Origin of the sequence: Chitinophaga hostae (genome assembly GCF_018224885.1) — a bacterium.
GTDB lineage: Bacteria > Bacteroidota > Bacteroidia > Chitinophagales > Chitinophagaceae > Chitinophaga > Chitinophaga hostae.
In genome coordinates, this window is record NZ_JAGTXB010000007.1 from 253,453 (window position 1) to 275,906 (window position 22,454).

At 48.0% G+C, this 22,454-nt stretch carries 19 protein-coding genes; 5 read left to right on the top strand and 14 right to left on the bottom strand.

The features are described 5' to 3' along the window. Window positions 1–31: 31 nt before the first annotated feature. Window positions 32–526, bottom strand: coding sequence for a hypothetical protein (locus KE626_RS16715; RefSeq protein ID WP_211974065.1), 495 nt, complete (start codon window positions 524–526; stop codon window positions 32–34). Window positions 527–828: 302 nt separating this feature from the next. After that, window positions 829–1,626: a hypothetical protein gene (locus KE626_RS16720; protein ID WP_211974066.1), complete on the bottom strand. Its 798-nt coding sequence runs from the start codon at window positions 1,624–1,626 to the stop codon at window positions 829–831. Window positions 1,627–1,777: 151 nt separating this feature from the next. Between KE626_RS16720 and KE626_RS16725 the strand changes: the two genes are divergently transcribed. The 4 genes from KE626_RS16725 to KE626_RS16740 all read left to right on the top strand — a co-directional run bounded on the left by KE626_RS16725 (window position 1,778) and on the right by KE626_RS16740 (window position 6,548). After that, complete coding sequence (locus KE626_RS16725; protein WP_211974067.1) at window positions 1,778–2,371, top strand: TetR/AcrR family transcriptional regulator; 594 nt, start codon at window positions 1,778–1,780, stop codon at window positions 2,369–2,371. 158 nt (window positions 2,372–2,529) lie between these two features. Then, window positions 2,530–3,597, top strand: a complete 1,068-nt coding sequence (locus KE626_RS16730; protein ID WP_211974068.1) for an HlyD family secretion protein — start codon at window positions 2,530–2,532, stop codon at window positions 3,595–3,597. Window positions 3,598–3,599: 2 nt separating this feature from the next. Beyond that, window positions 3,600–5,180, top strand: coding sequence for a DHA2 family efflux MFS transporter permease subunit (locus KE626_RS16735; protein ID WP_211974069.1), 1,581 nt, complete (start codon window positions 3,600–3,602; stop codon window positions 5,178–5,180). A 54-nt stretch (window positions 5,181–5,234) separates the two neighbouring features. Then, complete coding sequence (locus KE626_RS16740) at window positions 5,235–6,548, top strand: TolC family protein (RefSeq protein ID WP_211974070.1); 1,314 nt, start codon at window positions 5,235–5,237, stop codon at window positions 6,546–6,548. A gap of 78 nt (window positions 6,549–6,626) precedes the next feature. Here KE626_RS16740 and KE626_RS16745 read toward each other — a convergent pair whose 3' ends face one another. The 9 genes from KE626_RS16745 to KE626_RS16785 all read right to left on the bottom strand — a co-directional run bounded on the left by KE626_RS16745 (window position 6,627) and on the right by KE626_RS16785 (window position 18,555). Continuing rightward, a complete protein-coding gene (locus KE626_RS16745) occupies window positions 6,627–7,661 on the bottom strand; it encodes a Gfo/Idh/MocA family protein (protein WP_249207510.1) in 1,035 nt (344 codons plus the stop codon). Window positions 7,662–7,752: 91 nt separating this feature from the next. Then, a complete protein-coding gene (locus tag KE626_RS16750) occupies window positions 7,753–8,754 on the bottom strand; it encodes a c-type cytochrome (RefSeq protein ID WP_211974072.1) in 1,002 nt (333 codons plus the stop codon). Window positions 8,755–8,782: 28 nt separating this feature from the next. After that, on the bottom strand, window positions 8,783–9,916 hold the full coding sequence (locus KE626_RS16755; protein WP_211974073.1) for an aryl-sulfate sulfotransferase: 1,134 nt from the start codon (window positions 9,914–9,916) through the stop codon (window positions 8,783–8,785). Between the two features lie 191 nt (window positions 9,917–10,107). Beyond that, window positions 10,108–11,748 carry a RagB/SusD family nutrient uptake outer membrane protein gene (locus KE626_RS16760; RefSeq protein WP_211974074.1) on the bottom strand — a complete coding sequence of 547 codons (1,641 nt, stop codon included), beginning with the start codon at window positions 11,746–11,748 and terminating at the stop codon, window positions 10,108–10,110. Window positions 11,749–11,768: 20 nt separating this feature from the next. Continuing rightward, the gene (locus KE626_RS16765) at window positions 11,769–15,029 is read right to left on the bottom strand and encodes a TonB-dependent receptor (RefSeq protein ID WP_211974075.1); all 3,261 of its coding nucleotides are present in this window, start codon (window positions 15,027–15,029) and stop codon (window positions 11,769–11,771) included. A 228-nt stretch (window positions 15,030–15,257) separates the two neighbouring features. Further along, window positions 15,258–16,457, bottom strand: a complete 1,200-nt coding sequence (locus KE626_RS16770) for a FecR family protein (protein WP_211974076.1) — start codon at window positions 16,455–16,457, stop codon at window positions 15,258–15,260. An 80-nt stretch (window positions 16,458–16,537) separates the two neighbouring features. After that, window positions 16,538–17,167, bottom strand: coding sequence for an RNA polymerase sigma factor (locus KE626_RS16775; RefSeq protein WP_211974077.1), 630 nt, complete (start codon window positions 17,165–17,167; stop codon window positions 16,538–16,540). A gap of 93 nt (window positions 17,168–17,260) precedes the next feature. Continuing rightward, window positions 17,261–17,716, bottom strand: a complete 456-nt coding sequence (locus KE626_RS16780; RefSeq protein ID WP_211974078.1) for a NanQ anomerase/TabA/YiaL family protein — start codon at window positions 17,714–17,716, stop codon at window positions 17,261–17,263. Window positions 17,717–17,889: 173 nt separating this feature from the next. Further along, window positions 17,890–18,555: a GDSL-type esterase/lipase family protein gene (locus KE626_RS16785; RefSeq protein ID WP_211974079.1), complete on the bottom strand. Its 666-nt coding sequence runs from the start codon at window positions 18,553–18,555 to the stop codon at window positions 17,890–17,892. Window positions 18,556–18,622: 67 nt separating this feature from the next. Between KE626_RS16785 and KE626_RS16790 the strand changes: the two genes are divergently transcribed. Next, window positions 18,623–19,009 (top strand): YrdB family protein, encoded by a 387-nt coding sequence (locus KE626_RS16790; protein WP_211974080.1) that lies wholly within the window; start codon window positions 18,623–18,625, stop codon window positions 19,007–19,009. An 18-nt stretch (window positions 19,010–19,027) separates the two neighbouring features. On the opposite strand, the gene KE626_RS16795 is transcribed toward KE626_RS16790, so the two are convergent. The 3 genes from KE626_RS16795 to KE626_RS16805 all read right to left on the bottom strand — a co-directional run bounded on the left by KE626_RS16795 (window position 19,028) and on the right by KE626_RS16805 (window position 22,367). Then, entirely contained in the window at window positions 19,028–20,011 is a 984-nt protein-coding gene (locus tag KE626_RS16795; protein ID WP_211974081.1) for an ABC transporter ATP-binding protein, read from the bottom strand. A 227-nt stretch (window positions 20,012–20,238) separates the two neighbouring features. Further along, window positions 20,239–21,312, bottom strand: a complete 1,074-nt coding sequence (locus KE626_RS16800; RefSeq protein WP_211974082.1) for a dipeptidase — start codon at window positions 21,310–21,312, stop codon at window positions 20,239–20,241. 14 nt (window positions 21,313–21,326) lie between these two features. Continuing rightward, window positions 21,327–22,367, bottom strand: coding sequence for a sugar kinase (locus KE626_RS16805; protein ID WP_249207511.1), 1,041 nt, complete (start codon window positions 22,365–22,367; stop codon window positions 21,327–21,329). Window positions 22,368–22,454: the final 87 nt, after the last annotated feature.

The following is a 22,454-nucleotide window of genomic DNA, read 5'->3' on the forward strand; positions in this document are numbered from 1 at the left end:
TCGATCCTTCCTTATCACAAGATAAAAGGGGCTATTGTCCAAAATAGCGTTGCAGGTAAATAGGCTTCAGAAAGTAGTAATTATTCAGGGGTTTGTTATCAAACAGATCACCGTCGTCAAAATAAAATCCATTGGTAAATTCAGTTTTTGAATTGAGCTGAATTTTCCCGGTATTATGTTCCACTATAAAATACACCGGGATGATCACATAATACTTACCGCTTTTCCCGGTAAATTTATTCCAGCGGATATCCAGTTCCTGCAACCTGAAAAAGCGGGGTTTGAGGTTTCCGGCCATGTTGGTGGAACAATCCATTTTTGTTATTTCACCGTGATCTATTTCTACTTTCAGGGAAAACGCAAGACTTGTACTGCTTCCTTTCATGGGAACCAGCGCAGTATCCATAAACCGGCTTAACAGCTGATAGGTATTGTTGAAGGATGTGGGTTGCTGAGCCTGTGCATGTACACCGGAAAAAATAATGCCCAAGCTGACGACAATGATATTGAAACAGTGAATTCTCATGGTACCTGTTTTCATATACATGAAATAACGTTAACGCCTATCCTGTTTGCTCCTCCTTAAGTTACGATTTCTTATGGCTAAAAAGATTGCAGCCGCGCAAAAAAAGACCTTAAAAATAAATAGGATTGAATCGCACGCTTTTTCACATAGCAGGTAAATATTATTTAATCGTCCGGGCTGCCATTTGCGATGCGTGCCGATAACGTTCCTGTAATAGAACGAAAAACCCGTTTGATAAATTGTCAAACGGGTTTTGTTGTTATGTGGCTGTTGGCAGCCATATGAAGACAGTTACCGGGCCATCAGGCCGGCACCGGCGCCAATTGCGCCTTTAAACGCTTACGGTGCAGGTAATGGGCCACGCCTATCTCAATACAGGGAACGGCCAGTATCAGCAAAAAGGTGATCAGTACGCCTTTTTGCATGCCTTTGAGAAAATGATCTACCTGGATCATGGCAATATTTACAAACAGGCCGCCTTTTATAAGTGCGGCAATTTCTGTTTGCATCAATTCCGAGCTCACTTCTTCCTGGAGACCGATTTTTTCGGTCAGCAGTTTTCGTATGTATTTTTTGATGACAAAGGCAATACCGGCTCCTCTGGTGGCACGGAGCATAAAGGCAGCCATCCTTCCCTGCGCTCCGTCGACGGAAGCGCGTTCTTCCAGCGTTTTGCCGTACACGTTATACACCACTGTGCCCACGGTGTCGATCAGCTGGTTGGTGGTAAGTCCTTTAGCAGCGGTGTTGTTGGGACCAAAGAGCGATTGTATGGCATTGGTCGCCTGTTCGTCAAATGTGGCGGGTACATGTTTCGCATATACCGGTGTATGCTCCCTGATGTCTTTCCGCAAGCTGTTAAAAAAGCCCCATTTAAACGCAAAGAAGCCTGCCAGCAAAGGAAGGAGAAAAAAATACGTATACGCCACAAAGCGGAGAATTTTACCGGAGCGGTTTACCAGGATGTATTTACGCAACAATACTACCAATACAATGGCAATGATAAAAACAATGAGGCCGGTAAGAAAGGCCCCCCACATCAACCTGGCGGGGTTAGTAAACTCTCCGGCCAGGCGGAAGTATTCAACAACGGATTTCATGGGCGGTTAATTTTTAAGGCGGCAATATAGGGGAAATAGCCCTCACTTCCCGCCTATGCCTTGCTGTATTTCAACCCAACTATTCTTGTTTACTTAAATTTGCCCGTTTCAAAAAAACACTTACCTTTACATACCAAATGGTCGGTTTATCATGAATGACTCAAGAGAACTTATTCTGAACACCTCTCTGAGACTCTTTCTGCAAAAGAGTTTTAAGGAAGTAACAATGAAAGAAATCGTAACGGAAACAGGAATGTCTAAGGGCGCCTTCTATCACTACTTCAGCAGTAAGGAACAGGTATTTGAGGAGGTTATTAATTTTTTTTACGGAGATGTGATGGCGGTGAAGTATGGTTCATTTCCCAAAGACTCCCTGAGAGCTTTCTATAATGAATATATCGCGCATATAGAACGGCAGATGAAAACAGCGAAATATGCGATGGGGGCTGACTTTACCACTAATCACTATATGCTGATTTTTGACGGACTGAGAATGTTGCCACACTTTAGGGAAGAACACACCGAACGGCAAAAGGAAGAGATGAAGGCCTGGACAGACATCGTAAGAATAGCCAGGAAAAAAGGAGAAATCAAATCTGATATGACAGACAGCCAGATCGCCAAAATGTTTATTTACAGCGGCGATGGTGTTGGTATCAACTTTATTATGTCTGATTCCCTGCATAAGGCTGCCAGGGAAATACACCCGCTCTGGGACGGATTGTATAATATGTTGAAAGGCTGATTGACAGCGCGTTTAACGGAATTGGAAACAATTCCATTTCTTATATTCAAAAACATACCGACTGGTCGGAATATACCGCTATGCCCGTATACCGCCATTTTTTTAACACAAAAACAAACCGAGCGTTCGGTTTTATATTCAATTATTAAACAGATCATATGAAAAAGAAGCCATTAAGACTGCTGATCATATCCCTGATAGCAGTGGCTGCAGCAGGTACTGGAATATACTTCCTGGTAAAATCCAGGTCCTTTACTTCCACCGATAATGCGCAGCTGGACGGCGATATTGTGACCATCCGTTCCAGCGTGACCGCTTACATCGATACCATCCGCTTCAGCGATAACGAACCCGTAAAAAAGGGGGACACCCTCGTACTGCTGAACACCACAGCCCTCCAGGCCAAAGTGCAGCAGGCCATTGCCCTGCTGGAAAATGCAGAGCAAAACCTCAGCACCTCTGATCTAAAAGCCCTGGCCAGCAGCCAGAACGCCAGCGCCTCCCTGCAAAACGCTGCATCAGACAAACAAAGCATCGCAGCAGCAGCCGCCAACCTCGAAAAAGCCGGCACAGACCTCAACAGAACCACCGAACTGCTGAAGATCAAAGCCACCACCCAGGAACAATATGAAGCCGCTAAAACCACCCTCCTGCTGGCAAAAGCAGATTACGAAAAAGCGGTAAACAGGGAACAAAGTACCCTTACCACTTCTATTGGTCTCCAAACACAAGCCAGGGCAGAACACCGGCAGATATCCGCCACACAGGCGCTCGTGAAACAACGGCAGGCAGAACTCAACCTCGCCCGGGAAGAACTGAGCCACGCCTACGTAACAGCCCCGTTCGACGGATTCGTTACCAAAAGAACCATCAAGGAAGGACAATATATCAGCGCAGGACAAACCCTTTGCGCCATGATAGATAACCAACACCTGTGGGTAACCGCCAACTTCAAGGAAACGGAACTGCGCAAAATTAAAACGGGCCAGCCAGTGGAAATAACACTCGATGCCTACCCCGACGCCCCGTTCACCGGCCACGTTGCCTCCTTTAACGGCGCCACAGGAGCCAAATTTTCATTATTGCCTCCGGACAACGCCACCGGCAACTTCATTAAAATCACCCAACGTTTTCCCATCCGCATCAGCATCGATCATTTGACGCCCGGTAAAACCTCCAGCCTCTTTCCCGGCTTGAGCGCCTTTGTGAAGATTAACATCCAATAACAATGACAACCACTACCCAACCCACAGACATCACCTATCCTACCGGCTCCGCCAGGTGGATATTGCTGATCACCGCAGTGTCCTGTGCCATACTTGAACTGATCGATACTACCGTGGTAAACGTATCCCTGCGGGAAATCAGTGGTAACATCGGGGCTACCACCACAGAAATAGCCTGGGTGATCACCGCCTACAGCATCGCCAACGTGATTGTAATCCCGCTCTCCGGGATGCTCTCCAATTTATTTGGCAGGAAGCTCTACTTCACCGCCTCCGTAGCCCTGTTTACCTTCGCCTCCTTTATGTGCGGATGCTCCGGAAATCTCTGGGTACTCGTTGCCTGGCGCTTTATCCAGGGCATCGGAGGCGGCGGACTGCTGTCGACCTCCCAAAGCATTATCATGGATGCCTTTCCGCCGGAAGAAAGGACTACCGGCCTGGTGATTTTCGGACTGGGCGTAATACTCGGTCCTTCCTTCGGACCTATCCTCGGCGGCTATATCACGGATAACTTCTCCTGGCACTGGATATTTTTTCTGAACGTACCCATCGGCGTTATCGCCGCTTTCCTTTCCTGGAAATATGTACAGAACCTGCCCGGCATTACCAAACCCAGGATAGATGTTTGGGGCATCCTCTTCCTGGCCATCGGTATAGGTTCCCTGCAATATATCCTCGAAGAAGGCACCACCGCCGACTGGTTTTCCAGCAACGAAATCACGCTCTTCTTTATACTGGCTGTTATTGGGCTGACTGCCTTTGTGATTCGTGAGCTGAGCATCGACTATCCCGCCGTAAACCTCCGTTTGTACCGCAACTTCAACCTGGCGATGGGCAGCACTATGAACCTGATTGTAGGCATTATCATGACCGGCACCCTGTTTATTTTCCCGCTTTTTGTACAGGTATCGCTCGGATGGACAGCCACGCAAACCGGCGCATTTATGATCCCCGGTATGCTTATTACCGTGGTGGGAATGGTCATCGTAAAGAAAGCTATGGAGAAGGGAGCCAATCCAAAAATCATCATCCTCACCGGGCTTGCACTAACGGTAATATACCTGGTGATGCTCTCCTTTTCTTCTCCTGATTCTAACAGCAGTAATTTCTTCTGGCCTTTTATCATCCGGGGTATTGGTGCCATCCTCATGGTAATGCCTGTTCTGGGCCTGGCTACTGCCGGTCTTACCGGGAAGGACCTGGCGCAGGCGGTTGGGCTTTCCAATATGCTACGGCAACTGGGCGGCGCGTTGGGCGTAGCGCTGATGAACATATACCTCAGCCATGAAAATGCCTTTGTTCGCAATAATATGATTCCGGCCATCAATCCCTATAACCCGGTCAGTACAGATTATGTAAACAGCATTACACAAAGCATGGCTGCCAACGGCTACGGGCCGGATGAATCGGCCCGGCTGGCCTACCAGCTCACCGACAGCGCCTTAACCAAACAGGGATTGCTGGTTAGCTATAACCATGGCTTTATGGTGGTGGGGTTGATCATGCTCCTTGCCGTTCCGCTGATACTGCTGATCCGGTACAAAAAATCAGATGCACCTGCCGCAGTGATAGATGCACATTAACCGGCGCCCCGTTATCCGGTAACGATAATGGAGCTCCTTCTAAACACAATATCAATGAAACATTTTTTTCTTCTCCTGCTCTCGGGCATCACCATAAACGCGGGTGCGCAAACACATGCACCGGCAAAAATCAGTCTCCGGCAGGCGATCGACCTGGGCTTAGCCAACCGCTACGATATGCAGGCCAATCAATACAACATCACCCTGGCCGATAACGCCCTTCAGAAAAGCAAAAAGGAATGGCTTCCCGATATCGGCGCCGATGGAAATATCCGCTACAACATGCAATTGCAGGCCACCTTTATACCCCCCGGCTTCGCCGGTTCTGATAAGGCCCAACTGCTGGCCCTGGGCGCTAAAAACGCCACTGTACTGGGTATAACGCTAACGCAACCGTTACTGCAACCCATCCTTAATACAGATATAAAGATGGCGCGTAACAGCCTGGCCCTGCAAAAAGAAAAGAACCGGTCAGATGAAATCAATATCAAAATGCAGATTGCCACTGCGTATTATAATGTGTTACTGAAGGCCCTGCAACAGGAAATAGCAGCCCGCGACGAACAACGTTTCAATGAATATTATACCCTGGCTGCCGGAAAATACAAACAGGGCGCGCTCATTGAAACCGATTATCTCCGCGCGCAGCTCGATTATGAAAACGCCAGGATCACCCGTGTCAGCGCGCAACAAAACTATGCACTGGCCATGAACGGATTAAAATACCAGGTAAACATCCCCGTTTCGGATTCACTAACGCTAACGGATACACTTGGCGTAAATGAAATGCCGGTTTTACCCGAAAGCAATAGTTATCTTAACAGAACAGAAATAAAACAAGTACAACTGCAACAACAGGATATACAGCTACAGTTGCGTAAAGCACGCCAGTACGCCATTCCATCGGTATCGGTAACAGCCGGCTATTCACAGCAGTACCTGTACAACGATTTTAACTACACCCAACATGAGTGGTGGAGCCCCTTTAGTTATGCCGGTATGAAAATCAGCATTCCCATTTCCGGCAATATTAAGAACCAGCATAACATCCGTAACTACCAGCTGCAAACACAACAGGCCAGCGCCGACCTGCAGCAAAAAACGGCGGATGTGCTATACGATATACAGCAGGCATCCACAGAGCTGAACAATGCCCTGCTGAATATGCAAACAACCCGGAAAAATTATGATCTTTCTGAAAAAATTTACCGGCAGCAACAAAAGGAATTTGCGTTGGGAAGTTTTGCGTATAACAACTTACTGGAAACCGAACGATCTATCAGTAACGTGGAGCAGCAATATATCAAAGCAGAGTACGACTACCTGATGGCGCAGATTAAATATAACAAGGCAATTGGCGCGTATTAAGAAGGCTTAAAATAAACCGGGGAATAACAGGATATCCGGGAACCAGTTTCCCGGATACCCCTGGTTGTAAGTGTAAAATCAGAATCTAACGGTTTTGCCTGTACGCACCGACTCCCTGGCAGCGGCCAGGATGCGCACCACGATAACGTTATTGGCGGGCGCATACAAACCGTGCGGCGGCATGTTAACTTTACCACTGAGTACATCGACCAGGTAGCTGAAAGGATCTTCATATACCGGTATATCCGTAGCCGTTATACGGCGGGTCACAGCAGGCGTACGCTCACTATTACGCTGGATCAATGTATTTTTATCTGCTGCAATAAGATACCCTTTGTCACCATACACCTCCATATCCTTGCGGCTGAAAGTCCAGTTCCAAGAGGCCTGTATGGTACATTGTTCATCGCCGTAATCTACCAGGATGGTAGCATCATCCTCTACTTTCGGATATACCAGCGGTTTATAGTGCCTCGCAATGGCAGTAACGGAAACGGGCAAACGATTTTTCATGAGATGGGTCATCAGGTTGGCGCCATAACAACCAAAGTCCATCAGGGCGCCACCGCCGTTTAACACAGGATCAGTGAGCCATTGCAGGAATTCCGGGCCACAGCCAATTTCTTTGGGTCCCTGGTGACCGTCGTTGATGGTCACTTTTCTCACCTGTCCGGCGAAGCTGCTGTCTTCCAGCAACTGAAATACTTTGGCTACCGACGGGTACCAGCTGGTTTCATAATCCGTGAGCAGCTGTACTTTATAGCGGCGGGCCAGTGAGTCCATAAAAACGGCATCTTCCACGGTGGTTGCCAGCGGCTTTTCCACCATCACATGGATATGGCGGGGAGCAGCGGCCTCCACCACTTCACGATGTGCTTTTATGGAACCGAATGCCAGCACTGCAGCGGGTTTTACCGCATCCAGCATCTGGTCCAGCCGGGTATAAAATATGTTTTCGGGAAGATGATATTGTTTTGCCCGGAGTTTGGCCACGGCCACATCCGGTTCATAGATGCCTGCTATCCGGATATCGCCTTTATCAGGGCGACCAAGAATAAAAGCGGCATGGCCGTGTGATACACCGGCTACGGCTACACGCAATGGTTGAGCCATGATGCAGCCAAAGACATGCATCAGTAAAAAGGTAAATAAAACAGAACGCATCCCTAAATCTAGGAAATATGTTCTGTTTTTAATAGCATTATCAGTAAGATGCTTTCAGCCCTTTTTTCTTCCAATAGTCGATCACCGGCAGATACGGGCCGTACTTATGTTGCGCCGTGGAAAAAGTATCTGCAAAGGGGCCTTTATCGTAATCAATGGCTTTTTCTATTATGTGCGGGTAGTCGAAATTCTTCACATCCGGCCGGTGATGGCGGCTGTCGTCGTTTACAAAGGCGGCGATGTCCATGGCTTCTGCGTCCGACAGGAAGGGCTTGTCGTAAGTGGCTTTGTCGTAAGGCATATTGGCCTTTAGCCACTGCGCCTGTTTAATCACCCGGTGCATGCTGGATCCAGGCTGATAACCATAAGGCCCCCACAATGGCGGATAGGTATAGGTAACCTTATCGGCGCGCCATTGCCCCTCTCCTTCGGCGCCATGGCAACGGGCACAATGCTGTACATATAGCTTTTCGCCGCGTTCCGGGCTGGCTGCCACATCCGGCAGGGCAACGCTGAGGTTTTTAATGCCTTTAACGGGCTTATCTTTTGGCACAAAACTATTGATCCAACGGAAGTAAGACAGGAAAGCCACCATTTCCCTGCTATCCAGCGGCAACGGGCGACCGTTATGCGGGCGGGTAACACAGTTGTTTACCCGTTCGGCCAGCGTTAATACATGCCCTTCCCTGGCCCGGTATTGAGGATAATCTTCATGCGACAGCATCAGGTTAAAAGAAAATGGTTTGGTTCCTCCCTGCTGATGACAGTTGGTACAATTCATTTTATTACCCAGGTATTTACCATTGATGCCTTCCGGGCCAATATAATAAGCGGTATTGTACATCAGCTCCTGTCCGTATCGTACGGCTTCCCCGTACTTGTCGTTAGGAATAGCCGCGGTATCCACCTGGAGCAGCGCCACGGCAAGCACGGAAGTCTCTTTTTCTTTTGTTTCTTTTACTGCAGACTGGCAGGAATAAACAATAGTTGCAACGGTGGCCACCAGGAAACCGCCTGTAATCATACTCCGTAAATTTTTCATAACCGTGCAGGTATTTATCTTCCGAAAACTAATTAACAAAATCGGCGGGCAACTGTTCTTTGGGAATAAATTCTGCCCGGTAAGGAATAAAGTTACAGCGGAGCCGCCACAGTGGTGTTCCCTGTGTGTTGGTCAGCAGCACCGTATTCCTTTTGGAGCAGCATTGTAAAATGGTATGATGATCTACCAGGTAGGCGCTACCCATCCGGTCGTTGAACAGGTAAGCTGGAATTGGGGAACGAATGGAGACAGCAGCCGTTTTGGCGGCTTCGTCCAAATGAAAGGCCAGCGTTTGCGATTGTTGGCGGGATACGCCGTTATCAAATAACATCAGGTCATTTTCGCTATTGATATGTACCGCATGTCCCATATCAAAGGCGGCCGAATCCGGGAAGCTGAAATCCCCGTTCCTGCCAAACTTCCATATCACCTTGCCGGTACGGGCATCGAGTTTCCATACTTGTCCGTTGTTATAAAAAGAGATCAGGTAATTGCCATCTTTGTCGTAACTCAGGCTATTGGCGTGCATCCAATCCGTGCGGCCGGTCGTAATATCCTTGTCTGCAAGCGGATCCAATGCATCGAATACAGTCCACTCCCATAGCTTATGTCCTTTGCGGTCCAGTACAAGAATGCCATCGCTTCTAACGGTGTCTTTAGTGCCGCCACCACGGGAGCTGAGATCAAAGGTCCGCTCCACTGTACTTAACAGCACAAGGTTGTTATCGTGATTCAACAATACTTCATGGTGTGCGTTGGCTGTAAAATCGCCCTCTCCTTTCAGCAGGTGCAACAACGTATCTCCGCTAAGGGATATCTCCAGGATCTGGTTACCATAGCTGGTGGGATATGCTTTGCTGCCCAATATACACAGCAGGGTTTGACGATCCGTAAAGTGTGCAGTTTTAAAACCGGTTCCCCTTATCTGGTGATACCAGACTACTTTCCCATTGCCATTCAACAGGTACAGCACACCCGGTTCATCGCGCTGACTCAGGAGTATATATCCTTCCTTAAAACGGGCAGGTATTTTTCCCGGTTGCATGCTATCTATGCTGAACGCTTCCTGTAACCAGTAAGGCAGCGGTGCCTTCGGCTGCTGCAGGTGACAGGCGCTGACCACTATTAGCAGTGCTATTAAAACGAAATGACGTGTTCTCATTCAGGTGTTTTAGCGGAGGGGATCGCCTCCGGCGATTGTCTTCACCAGGATTAAACTGATTTAGTGATTGTACTGATGCTATTTCTTTTTTATTAAGATGGAATAGTAAACAGGGTTTAAAGTAGGATAGTAAAAAATCAGTACAATCAACTAAATCAGTTTAATCCTGGTAAAGACAAACTCCGCAGGAGTTATTTCCAAAGATCGTTTTGTGTTGCTTTCGGATTTGATTTCAATTCACCGTCGGGAATCGGGAACACGTAGTGTTTTGCCTGGAACACGTTGGCGCCCTGTTTTTCATGCGCTTTCAGCATGGCAGACATTTGGGTGGCATTTTTATTCCATCTCCGGATATCGTATACGCGGTTTTGTTCAAAAAACAGTTCCAGCAATTTCTGGTGATCAATTTCTGCCATCAGTTCTGTTTTACCCGGAAGATCGGCTGCTGTTTTTACTTTCAGCCCGGCTCTCTGCCTGATGCGGCCAATGTCAGTGATGGCTTTACCATTGTTACCATTTTGTGCAGCAGCTTCTGCGCGCAGCAACACTATTTCCGCAAAGCGCATTACACGATAGTTGGCAGTAGAAGGTGTAGGCCCCCAGTAGTTATCCGCGTTAGCCACACTACGCCATGCACTGGTGCCTTTTTTTATCAGGAAGCGACCGTTGGTGGTAGTATCCAGCGCTACATCAGGATACAGGCGCACTGTTTTCGACAACGCAGAATTCCAGAGCTGATCAAAGGTTTTACCATCATACCAGGTTACGTCCGTTTCGCCCAGTTTGGAGTATTTCCACATCAGGGAAGCATACATCCTTTTATCAAACTTAGTGTCGGAACCATCAGGACGTTTTTCTTTTACAAATTCCTTCACCAGGTAATTGGATGGTACATACTTAAACCAGCCACCGCCAGCTGGGGGGCCAATAAACTGGGGCAGGTAGTTGTACATAGGTGAATTAGGCGTTTCCGTATTCCAGGCGCCGTACTGATCGCCTATCGGCGCGAAGGTCCATTCAAAAACGGATTCAATATTAAATTCATTTTTGTCGGTGAAATTATCTTCATAATTATCTACCAGGTCGTATGCATAAGGACTTTTAAACAGCAGGTCAAAAGTAGCTTCTGCTTTCTGGTAATCTTCCATAAACATATACGCCTTGCCCAGGTAAGCGATGGCAGCACCGCTGGTTACCCTGCCCTGTTCTTTGGCATCACGTTTTACGGGAAGCCCGGTCTGCGCATCGGTCAGATCGGCCACTACCTGTTGCCATACCTGTTCTTTGGTGCTGCAGGGGGTAGCATAACCTTCCGTAGTTTCGAGCGGGGTGGTTCTTAACGGAACGCCGCCCCAGTTGGAGGCCAGGAGATAGTAGGACAATCCACGCAGGAACTTCGCCTCTGCCATGTAGAGTTTTTTCTTATCGTCCGGCATATTCACGTCACCAATCTTCGACAGCAACAGGTTAGCCCGGTGGATACACTTGTAAATATTACTGAAGATGCTGCTGAGATCACCATTATTTTCATCATTGGAAAAGGTGCCTACTGCCCAGGTGCCCGGTTCTTCTCCCGGCAGGGTAAATACATCATCGCCCAGGGCGTTGATATCCTGTATACCCTGGAATGAACCCCAGTAGCCATAAAGCGATGAACGCAGCGGGCTGTAGGTAGCGCCGAGGGCAGCGCTTACACTCGATTCATCTTTCCAGAAAGTAGCATCGGTTATCTGGTTGGGATTGTCCTGTTTCAGAAAATTCTTTTCGTTACAACCAGTTGCTGCAGCCAGTACCAGCGTTAACGCCCCTATATATTTGAATGATTTTTTCATGTTGCAATGCGGTTAAACGATTAAAATGTAAGATTCAGACCAAACAACAAGGTGCGGGACAGCGGATATACATCCCAGGAGTTGTCCATACCTCTTGACAGCGGCGCGCCACCGATATCCGGGTTGTAGCCCTTGTATTTTGTGATGGTGAACAGGTTTTCGCCGGAAGCAAATACCCTTACCTTATCAACGCCCCATTTGCCGGTCAGGCCTTTAGGCATAGTATAACCAATTTCCAGGCGTTTGAAACGCAGGTAGGAACCATCTTCCAGCCACCTGTCGCTGTTATCGCGGTTGTTATTGTTAGGATCTGTTAAAGTAAAACGGGGGAAGTTAGAATGATTTTCCGGTGTCCATGCATTCAGTACATCGGTAGAGAAGTTGGTTACTTCGTTCATTTTGTCCATCCATTTTCTTCTCGCATTGTATATTTTATTACCTGTTACAGCTTCCAGGAACAGGCTCATATCGAAACCTCTCCACGACAGGTTAGCCGATAAGCCCAGGTTTACCGTAGGGAAAGGGCTTCCCAGGTTTTGTTCGTCCTGGTTATCGATGATACCGTCGTTGTTAAAATCCACATAGCGGATATCGCCTGGTTGCGCATTAGGCTGAACGGGTTTACCATTTTTGTTGTATGCAGCTACTTCTTCTTTGGAATTGAAGATGCCATCGGTTTTAATCAGGAAGAAGGAACCAATAGGGCTACCAACTTTAGCTCTTGAAATACCGCCAAATTCCTGTCTGCCGGAGCCTACATTGATCGCAGTCATTTCGTTCGCTGTATGTGACAGGTTGAATCCGAGACGGTAATTTAAGTCGCCTTTTCTATCGTTGTATTCCAGGGAAATTTCGTATCCTTTGTTCTGGATCACACCTGCGTTGAGGGTTGGTGAGCCGGTTTTACCCACAGAAAGCGGGAAAGGCACGTTTAACAATACGCCGGTTGTTTTCTTGTTAAACACGTCGAAGATCACGAACAGTTTGTTGTCAAGGAAACCTGCATCCACACCTACGTTGGTGATCTTTGTTTCTTCCCATGACAGGTCTAATGGCGATGCATAGGCGCTGGCGGTGGCTCCTGGCCATAAAACACCACCCTGTACATAGTTTAGACCGCTGGTAATACTGTTTTGTGTGAGGTAATTACCGATTTCCTGGTTACCCAGTACACCCCAGCTGCCACGGAATTTTAATGTATTTACAATATTGGTGATTCCTGAGAAGAAATGTTCGTTATGTACATTCCAGCCGGCAGAAAAAGAGGGAAAAGAACCATATTGGTAATCCTGTGCAAAACGGGAAGAACCATCCCTTCTTACAGAGGCAGAGAACAGGTACCTTGAATCGTAGGAGTACATGATACGGCCAAAGCGGGATACGATGCTGCTGGTGCTGGCAGAACCATCGTTCTTTTGAGAGGTGGCCAAACCTGCGCCCAGTACAGAAGTACCAATCGGCAGATCATCGCGGGAAGCGCTGAAGCCACTGTTCATATTTTTCTGGGCGGTATAGCCGATCAATGCGTCGATACTGTGTTTACCTAATTTCTTGTTATAGTTAAGGGTATTTTCCACTAACCAGGAATTGCTGGTAGAAGTAGATTGTGACAGGTCCGGTAAAGGGTTAGCGGAGTTACCGTCATCAAAGGAACCGGAAAAAACGCGGCTGTTGCTTTGACCTTCTGTTAAACCCACATTGAATTTATATTTCAGTCCTTCTATCAGCTTTACTTCTACAAAAGCATTTGCCAGCAGGGACAGATCTTTTACCGTATTGTCTACGTTTTCCAGGCGGGCAACGGGGTTCGACAGGTTCTTCATGAACGTTGGTCTTCTTCCATAGCCACCGAGCGGCTGGGTAGGATCGTATACAGGCACGGTAGATGGCATCATCAGTGCGCTGCCTACGATGCTGTGTACAGCGTCGCCGCCACCGGGGTTGTTGCGGGTATTGCCTCTCTTGATGATAACGGTTTCCCCTACACGCAGTCTGCCTTTACTATATTCTGACTTCACGCGGAAGTTGGCGGCGGAATAATTGGTATTGATGATGGTACCATTTTCTTTCAGGTAGCCACCAGATAAGTTATAGGTAAAGTTCTGGGATCCGCCGCTGAAGTTAACGTTGGTACGGGTGATGGTAGCCTGTCTGAAAATGGCATCCTGCCAGTTGGTGTTAGGGGTTTGGCTGGTGTATGCAGGGATACCGGTGATATTGGCGCTCATCAGTTTGGTCCATTGTTCGCTGTTGAGCAGGCTCATTCTCTTTGGTACGGACTGCACGCCAAACCAGCTGTCTATTTCCAGTTTGGGAGCGGTTTCCTTGCGGCCGCCTTTGGTGGTAACGATTACCACGCCATTAGCAGCACGGGAACCGTAGATGCTGGCGGTGGCAGCGTCTTTCAGTACTTCGATCGACTCCACATCGTTAGGACTGACGCCGTCGATGTTGCTTACAAAAACACCGTCTACAATATATAGGGGAGCGTTGTTGCCGAGGGTGCTCATACCACGGATGGTGATGATCATACCGGCTCCGGGGGCGCCGCTGGAAGATTCAACAGCTACGCCGGGTACGCGGCCCTGAATAGCGGAGCTGATATTCCTGGATACGTTGGCGCTGATGCTGCTTACTTTTACGGACGATACTGCACCGGTTACATCTTTTCTTTTCTGGGTACCATAGCCTACTACCACCAGCTCCTCTGTTTGAACAGCTTTAGGTTTCATGGCAATATCGAGGGCGCCGGCCTGGGAAACGGTTTTCTCCACGGTTTCATAACCGATAAAGGAAACCACCAGTACGCCGCCGTTTTCGGGGAGCTCCAGGGTATAGTTACCTTTTGCATCTGAGCTGGCGCCTTTAGTAGTGCCTTTCAGTTTTACCGAGGCGCCGGTGAGTGGCTCATGGGTGACCGCATCGGTAATTTTACCGAAAACGGAGATGTTGGCTACCGGTTGAGCAGTTTCCTCTGTTTGCTCCTTTGTTTTTACAGAAAGGATAATAGTGTTGTCAACAATACTGTAATTGAGCTTTTTATTCGACAAACATTTGCCCAATACGTATTCCAGGTCGGCCTGCACTACTGCCACAGATACCTTATCGGCCTGTTCCAGCATTTCAGTGTTGTAAAAAAAGGTATACCCGGTTTGTTTCCGGATTTCCTTGAACACCTTTGACAATGACACGTTGTGCATGTTAAGGGTGAGTTTTTGCGAGTACCCGGTTGCACTTACCTGCATAGCCAGTACCAACAGCAAAAAAGCAGCTAGTTTCATAACTTTCAGCATTTGCGCCAATACCCTACTATTGGGGTATTTGCCAGCATGTCTAAATAGCATAGATTTGTTAAGTTTTTAGGTGAGCGTTAAGCTGTTTACGTCAAATTAAGCGCATAACATGCACACCAGACATTTCAGCCGGGGACGTTGCCGCGTTCCCGGTTTCTTTTGCCTGAAGCTTTGTTACACGAAGATCCTGGTTGTTACATTCTTATATTGGTGTTGTTATTTTGCCTCAACGATGATTTGTTTGCCTTCTATAGTATACTGTATCCCGGCAGTTTTCAAAATGCGTAATGCCTGGGATAACGTGGATTGCTTGCGGATGGAGCCCGAGTAGTGCTTATCCGGTACAGGGCCGGAGAATTTCACGTTTACATCGTACCAGCGCGCCAGCTGCCTCATAACTGTGGTAATATCATCGTCATCAAATTCGAACATGCCCATTTTCCATGCAATCGTTTTGTCTATATCAGCTTCGCTGACCAGGAACTGCTGACTGCCTTTTGGCAATATCGCCTGTTGGGAAGGCGCCAGCAGCACACTGTTGCCGTTTTGCTGTGCTACTTTTACTTTTCCTGTGATCAGTGTGGTGTTCACTGCTTTTTCATCGTCGTAGGCCATTACATTAAAAGCGGTGCCTAATACGGCCACTTTTACGCCATTGTTCAATTGTACCTGGAATGGTTGCGTGGCCTGTTGTGCCACTTCAAAGTAAGCTTCTCCCGTGAGATAAACTGTTCTGTCGGGGCCTGCAAACTTGGTAGGGAAGCGCAGGGAAGAAGCGGCATTCAGCCATACTTTAGAGCCGTCGGGCAATACCAGCTGGAACTCTCCCCCTCTCGGGGTAGACAGGGTATTATACGTTACCGCCGTCGCTGAGTTACCGGCTACATTGTATACCAGTTTTCCATTGTCTTTATTAATACGGGTACCATCTTTTTCTTTCAGGCCGTTGCCGGAGATGGAGTCCAGCTGTACTTCCGTGCCGTCGCCCAGCAGTAACCTTGCTTTGGGTGCGCCTGGCAGCACATCATGTTGTGCCAGCGGCGCCGGCTGCGGGTGACGGTGACTGTTACCAAACTGGTACCAGGCTGCTCCCCCGGCCGCCAGTACCAGCACTGCTGCCGCTGCACGCCAGTAGCGGAAATACCGTACTTTTTTATTTGTTCGCACGTCAGCGTCCTGGCTGATATGATCCTGCAACAGGGATCTGAATTTGTTCACCTCCACATCTAACCGTCCCTGCTGCCCGTTTACCACATCAAACGTCTTCCTGGCCCGGTCAAAAGCGGCAAGCTTTTCCGGGTTTTCCGCGATCCACTGCTCCCAGTATTGTATGTCGGACTGACTGAGTCCCATACAATAGCGCAGGAAAGAATCGTTTAACAGGAAGTCTTCGGCGACGTTAAAATCTTGGTTCATCGTTACTGTTGATACTAAGTAGTGTAAGAAACCGGGATTTATTCCCAAAAAAATCCAAACTTTTTTCAAAAAAAGTTTTTTTACTGGAGCCACCTGATGATCAAGGCTACCATCAGCTCGGCCGACAGGCTCTTAAGGGCCGCGCCCAGGGTATTGTAGGCTGTTTTAGTGGTGATGCCCACCCTTTTGCCCACTTCTTCCATGCTGAGCCCATCAAAATAGCGGAGTTGTACCAGTTCTTTCTGACGGGGAGTGAGCGTGGCCATGGCACGTTTTATCTTTTGTTTTATTTCTTCAGAAGTCTGCACCGCTACGATACTTTCTTCATAAGAAAGTTCATGGTCGGCAGTATCAGCAAAAGCTCCGTCAACTTCACTGGATTTCTTTGTTTGCCGGATGGCGGCATAAATTTTACGACGCAGGAAAGTAAACAGATAGGCTTTTACATTGCCTACCGGCGGGAGTTTATGCCGTTGGTCCCATATTTCGAGGAACATGTCGTTGATGGCATCTTTGGTGATTTCCACATCTCCGCAGATGCGGATACCATAACCTACCAGGCTGAAATACAGGCGTTCATACAGATCTACCAGCGCGTCCTGCCCATTTTCACGGACGCGGTTCCATAAAAGCATATTTGCGTTGGTCTCGTCTGCCGGCGTTCCGGCAAACAAGTCATCGCGGGATGGTGTTGGTTGCTCATTGTTCATCGGGCATTAGCTATTACATAAAGTGGAATCGGGATAATGAGGCTGGCTGGCGGCGTTGGTCCTGTTCCCGGGCAACGCTGCCGCCAAAAACTATCAGCTAACGGCTATTTTAATAACAACTTTCTTTACAGGCATTGGTGTACTCACCTGTATGTTAGGCATGTGCAGGTCGCCCGGAAAGAAGATGGCGAACATCCCCTTTTCCAGCCTGGAGAAAAACACGGGATGCCCGGCAAACAGCTGGTAGTCGGCCGTTTCATCGTATGCCTTCGAAGGCGTTTGATCCTGCAGGAAATCGTGCCCGATCAATTCAGACCCCGACACGATATATTGTACATCAATATACTTTTTGTGTGATTCCATCTGTTCCGTGGCAGCATCCACGGTATCATATTCATTGACAATAGCGAAAATATTAGTTCCGTCTATCTCATACTTCCCCTTTTCGAGGCCGGCCAGGTCTGTCTGTGCCAGGTATTCAAATGCCTTGATAAATTTAACTCCCAGGCGGTAATAAAGATGGGCATTCTGCAGTGTGTCCAGTATCATGCGTAATAAAAGGTGTATTAATCCGGTGGCAAGATACTTTTTTTTCCTTTTACCCGACCTTTTGTTGCCAGGCCCCCGTTTACTTTATTAAAACGCCTGTTCAGTTACCGCTGATGGGCCGGTATAAACTGCTGCTCCGTTGTAAGCAGGACAAAACGGCTAAACGCAATATTTTATCTGCGTAACAAATGAGGTTGAATTGCTTTTTCCCAGATCGCATATCCCTGTTTGTTCATATGCAGCATATCTTCGAGGAACAACTCCCTGCGGGGCTGACCATCTTTACCCAGCATTTTCTGGTAGATGTCGACATACACGGTATTTTTTTCTGTTGCCAGGAAACCTTTGATCAATGCATTGGTTTGTTTTGCTTTTTCAAAAAACGCAGCCCTGGATGGACTCGGCTTAATGGAAACATAGATCAATGGAACAGTGGGCAGTTTGTTCCTGATTTTTGTATACAGCATGCGGAAACGTTGCAACAGCGTATCTGCATTTACGTTAGCAGCCGGCAAATCATTTTCGCCTACATAGATAACGATCTGCCTGGGCTGATAAGGAAAAACGATCTGGTCTGCATAGTAAGTAATATCATTGGTAACAGCGCCGCCAACGCCCCGGTTGAGCACCACATAGCGGCTGAAATTCCGCTCCAGGTCATCCCATTTCCTGATGGAGGAACTGCCTGTAAACAGGATAGGATGTACCGGCGGTGCATACATTTTGTCGAACTCTTTAATGGTATGAATATCTTTTTCAAACCGTTGCGGCGATTGAGCGCGGAGGGTGAACGTCACAGACAATAACGCCAGGCATAACAACACCAGAATTTTTTTCATAACAATTTTTATTAGCAGGAAGTCGTTAAGATAGCAGAAAAATATTTATTTTGAAACAAACTATACGATGAATACCCATCCCGTGAACCTGGCCATACGCTTTCTCCTTGAAATAATTATGCTGATTGTATTGAGTTGCTGGGGCTGGCAGCTGGGCAGTCATTGGCTGGCATATGTGCTGGCAGTGGGTTTTCCCTTGGCGGCGGCAACGCTGTGGGGTGTTTTTCGCATCCCGAACGACCCCAAACCTGCGCCGGTGGCTATTCCGGGCACAGCAAGACTGTTACTGGAATGGATATTATTTGGACTCGCGGTATACGGATTACGGGAAATTGGCCGCCCAGAGGCAGGTCTCTGGATGGCGATTGTTGTGATCGTGCATTATGCCGTATCTTATGACAGAACCTTTGTCATGCTGCGTAACAAGCCTTATACCGGCTTTACCGGGAAATAAATCATGAGGGATCAGGCTCTAGAGGTACCACACCATTTCCGGTGTCAGCCCTACATTTACGGCGGCGCCTTTTTTCAGGCGGGTATCAGTGGTTTTAATAGTTACCTGCGTTTTACCCAGGGCTACCTCCGCTTCAAGATAGCCGCCATAGAAGCTGAGATCTACGATCTTACCGCTTACTGCATCTTTCTTTGTGCGCACTATTTTAAAATCCTCAGGCCGGATAAAAATGCTTTTACCGTTCAGCGTAACGCCTGGCAAACCCTCCAGTATGGCGGCGTTGCCGGGGGTAATGAGGTTATATTTACCAAATAAACCGGCCACATATTCACTCTGCGGCTGGTTATAAATTTGCTGCGGAGATCCCTGCTGCACTATTTCTCCTTCTTTCATGACCAATATTTCATCTGCCCAGGGCAGGATATCCTGCGGATCGTGGGAAATCAGCATACAGGTAATCCCCAGCCGTTCACCTATATCGCTGATCACGCCTTTCAGGATACTTTTGTGGATCATATCGAGGTTGGAATAGGGCTCATCCAGTAAAAACAACCTGGGAGAGGATATCAGGAGCCTGGCCATCGCGATGCGTTGCTTTTCACCACCGGATAGCTGGTCTGTTTTTCTTTTCAGGAGATGGGAAATTTTGCAGATATCATATATTTCTGCGGCCTCTTCATCGGTGAGTTTATTGGCATACGAGAGAATCTCTTCTACGCGGTAGTTATTTCTCAGTTCAAAATGCTGCGACAGGTAGGCTGTTCCCGGGTGTCCTGGTATCAGTACTTCCAGGGCGCCTTTTACTCTTTTCCCTTCAAACATCACGGTTCCTGAGTCGGCCTGTGCCATGCCACCGGCTATTTTCATCAGTGTGCTTTTACCGGAACCGGTTTCACCGGCAATCACAATTTTCTGGAACTGCTGTTGAGTAAAGCTGACATCTTTTAGAATATAAGCGCCGTGCTGTTGTTTGCTGATGTTGGATACCTCGAGAAAATTCATCCGCGCAAATTACAAAATGTTGAGCGGATTTTTGTCTTGCCCAGGATTAGATTGATTTTAATGATTTATAGGATTATTATTTTTTTGATTTAAAAAGATTGTAGGAGATATAAGGAAACATTCGCTTATATCTCCTACAATCTTTTTTTAATCTTTAACTATCAAAAAAATAATAATCCTATAAATCATTAAAATCAATCTAATCCTGGGCAAGACAAGAATCCGCATCAGTCGCGCCACGCATTGCGTAAGAAACGCAACCAGTTGCCGTGCATAACATTTTCTATATCGGCAGCGCTGTAGCCTCTTTTCGACAGCAGGGCGGGTAATTGCTGCATATCGGCAATGGTTTCGAGATCATAAGGGCATTGCTCTTTGCCGAAGGCGCCATCGAGGTCGGTGCCAATTCCTACATGGAGGGAGTTGCCGGCAATCTGGCAGATATGATCCATATGATCGATCATTTTTTCCAGGTTACAGCCCATTTCCTGCGGGGAGGACTGGCCCCGAACCCAGCCCGGCACCATCATCCAGGCGTCGAGGGCGCCCCCAATCACGGCGCCTTTCTCAATCAATACCCTGATCATATCGTCGCTGAACTGCCGGTTATGATTAACCAGCGCCCGGCAATTGTTATGGCTGGCCCAAACGGAGCCATTAAATATTTCCATGGCATCCCAGAAGGCATCATCACAGAGATGTGTGGCGTCCAGGATCATGTGGAGCTGTTCCATTTCTTTGATTAGCTGCCTGCCCTGTTCATTCAGGTGTCCGGTAGCATCGGTACCATTGGCATAACGTCCCGGGCCATAGTGGGCAGGCCCGATGGCGCGCAGCCCTTTATTATAGGCACGTTCCAGGTATTTCAGGTTAACGATAGAATCGGCTCCCTCCAGGCTCAGGATATAGCCAATTGGCTTCTGATCGTTGGGGGTACCATCGTTCCAGAGAAGCAGGTGTTTGTCCAGTCCTTTACGGTCTTTGATCATCACCATTTCCCCCGCGTCTTCCATGGCTTTATACCAGGCCAGTTGTCCCTGTGTCTGTGCCCAGGCTTGTTCGGGTGAATGCCAGCCGGGCAAAGGGTTGTCCGGCGCTACATAACGGCCTATCTGGGTGGCTACCACCAGGCCGATGTTGCCTTTTCTCAATTCAGGAAAGGCTACCACGCCTTTGCCGCGGTCCGGTTTATCTGTTTGTCCGGCCTCCCTGGCGCGGATAGCTGTTACCGGCTGCTGCAGGTCTCTGTTCCATTCCAGCGCATTCATGCTCAGATCCAGGTGTGCATCTATTGTAAACATAACTATATCATTATTTAGCGTGCAATTCTTCCGGACATCCCGTTGTTCATTAGTTCTTCCACTTCTCCGCGGCTCACAATGGCCCAGTCGCCCGGAATACTTTGTTTAATTACCCCGCAGGCGGTAGCAAAATCAATGACCTGCTGCGGTCGATAACCATTCATTAAACCATACAACATCCCGGCGGTGAAGGCATCGCCGGTGCCGATCTGGTCGGTGATGTCCGTGAGTGCAAATCCGGACGCATAGTAAAAACGTCCTTCCTGTGCCAGCGCGCCGGTATACCACAGCTGCTGATCCTTTACCTGCCGGAAGCTCATACCCAGTGTTTTAAGACGGGGCATATGCGGTTGCAGTGCAGCATAGCATTGTTCAAACCGTTGTTCCAGCGTCAGTGCAGGATCTGTATTAATATCAAAATATATTTTCACGGCATCCAGATCTGCTACTGTTACTTCGCTGTACTGCAATAACCCCGGCATGATCTCAGATGGATGTTTACCATACTTCCATAGTTTGGAGCGATAATTAAAATCTGAAGAGATCTTGATTCCTGCTTCCATAGCGGCTTCCAGCGCTTCCCGGCAAACATCGGCGGCGCCTGCAGATACTGCTGCTGCCACACCGGACCAATGAAAGCAATGGCTGCCTTCAAAAATCTCTTTCCAGTTGAGTTGTCCCGGCTGTAATTCAGCGTAGGCTGTTCCCGCCCTGTCGTAGATCACTCTTGTAGGACGGATGCTGTTACCGGCTTCTGTAAAGTAAAGTCCCAGTTTATCACCACCATATAGTATCCTGTCTGTATTCACACCGTGGCTTCTCAACTGTTGTATTCCTGCGGCTGCCAGATCATTGTCGGGCACGCGGGTAATATAATCCGCCTGCATACCCAACCTTGCCAGCAGCACACATACATTCGCTTCGGCGCCGGCATAGTAAGCGGTATACCCGTCTGTTTGCTGAAACCGTTTGCCTGCGTTACTGTGCAGTCGCAGCAAAAACTCCCCGAAGGCCGTTATGCGAAGATCCTTGTTACCACCCGGTGTTTGCATCATTTATCTATTTTGATATCTGGATATTCTGTGAATTATTTCAAAAAGTAATCCTTTTCCGAAACTTCGCGCTAAATATCCAAATATACA

What these genes read in the sequence shown, in the direction of transcription:
- KE626_RS16730 (WP_211974068.1), top strand. Translation starts at nt 2,530, where the DNA reads ATGAAAAAGAAGCCATTAAGACTGCTGATCATATCCCTGATAGCAGTG.
- KE626_RS16765 (WP_211974075.1), bottom strand. Translation starts at nt 15,029, where the DNA reads ATGAAACTAGCTGCTTTTTTGCTGTTGGTACTGGCTATGCAGGTAAGT.
- KE626_RS16805 (WP_249207511.1), bottom strand. Translation starts at nt 22,367, where the DNA reads ATGATGCAAACACCGGGTGGTAACAAGGATCTTCGCATAACGGCCTTC.
- KE626_RS16770 (WP_211974076.1), bottom strand. Translation starts at nt 16,457, where the DNA reads ATGAACCAAGATTTTAACGTCGCCGAAGACTTCCTGTTAAACGATTCT.
- KE626_RS16795 (WP_211974081.1), bottom strand. Translation starts at nt 20,011, where the DNA reads ATGAATTTTCTCGAGGTATCCAACATCAGCAAACAACAGCACGGCGCT.
- KE626_RS16790 (WP_211974080.1), top strand. Translation starts at nt 18,623, where the DNA reads ATGAATACCCATCCCGTGAACCTGGCCATACGCTTTCTCCTTGAAATA.
- KE626_RS16800 (WP_211974082.1), bottom strand. Translation starts at nt 21,312, where the DNA reads ATGTTTACAATAGATGCACACCTGGATCTGAGCATGAATGCGCTGGAA.
- KE626_RS16725 (WP_211974067.1), top strand. Translation starts at nt 1,778, where the DNA reads ATGAATGACTCAAGAGAACTTATTCTGAACACCTCTCTGAGACTCTTT.
- KE626_RS16760 (WP_211974074.1), bottom strand. Translation starts at nt 11,748, where the DNA reads ATGAAAAAATCATTCAAATATATAGGGGCGTTAACGCTGGTACTGGCT.
- KE626_RS16740 (WP_211974070.1), top strand. Translation starts at nt 5,235, where the DNA reads ATGAAACATTTTTTTCTTCTCCTGCTCTCGGGCATCACCATAAACGCG.
- KE626_RS16715 (WP_211974065.1), bottom strand. Translation starts at nt 526, where the DNA reads ATGAGAATTCACTGTTTCAATATCATTGTCGTCAGCTTGGGCATTATT.
- KE626_RS16775 (WP_211974077.1), bottom strand. Translation starts at nt 17,167, where the DNA reads ATGAACAATGAGCAACCAACACCATCCCGCGATGACTTGTTTGCCGGA.
- KE626_RS16735 (WP_211974069.1), top strand. Translation starts at nt 3,600, where the DNA reads ATGACAACCACTACCCAACCCACAGACATCACCTATCCTACCGGCTCC.
- KE626_RS16785 (WP_211974079.1), bottom strand. Translation starts at nt 18,555, where the DNA reads ATGAAAAAAATTCTGGTGTTGTTATGCCTGGCGTTATTGTCTGTGACG.
- KE626_RS16720 (WP_211974066.1), bottom strand. Translation starts at nt 1,626, where the DNA reads ATGAAATCCGTTGTTGAATACTTCCGCCTGGCCGGAGAGTTTACTAAC.
- KE626_RS16745 (WP_249207510.1), bottom strand. Translation starts at nt 7,661, where the DNA reads ATGGCTCAACCATTGCGTGTAGCCGTAGCCGGTGTATCACACGGCCAT.
- KE626_RS16755 (WP_211974073.1), bottom strand. Translation starts at nt 9,916, where the DNA reads ATGAGAACACGTCATTTCGTTTTAATAGCACTGCTAATAGTGGTCAGC.
- KE626_RS16780 (WP_211974078.1), bottom strand. Translation starts at nt 17,716, where the DNA reads ATGATACTGGACACACTGCAGAATGCCCATCTTTATTACCGCCTGGGA.
- KE626_RS16750 (WP_211974072.1), bottom strand. Translation starts at nt 8,754, where the DNA reads ATGAAAAATTTACGGAGTATGATTACAGGCGGTTTCCTGGTGGCCACC.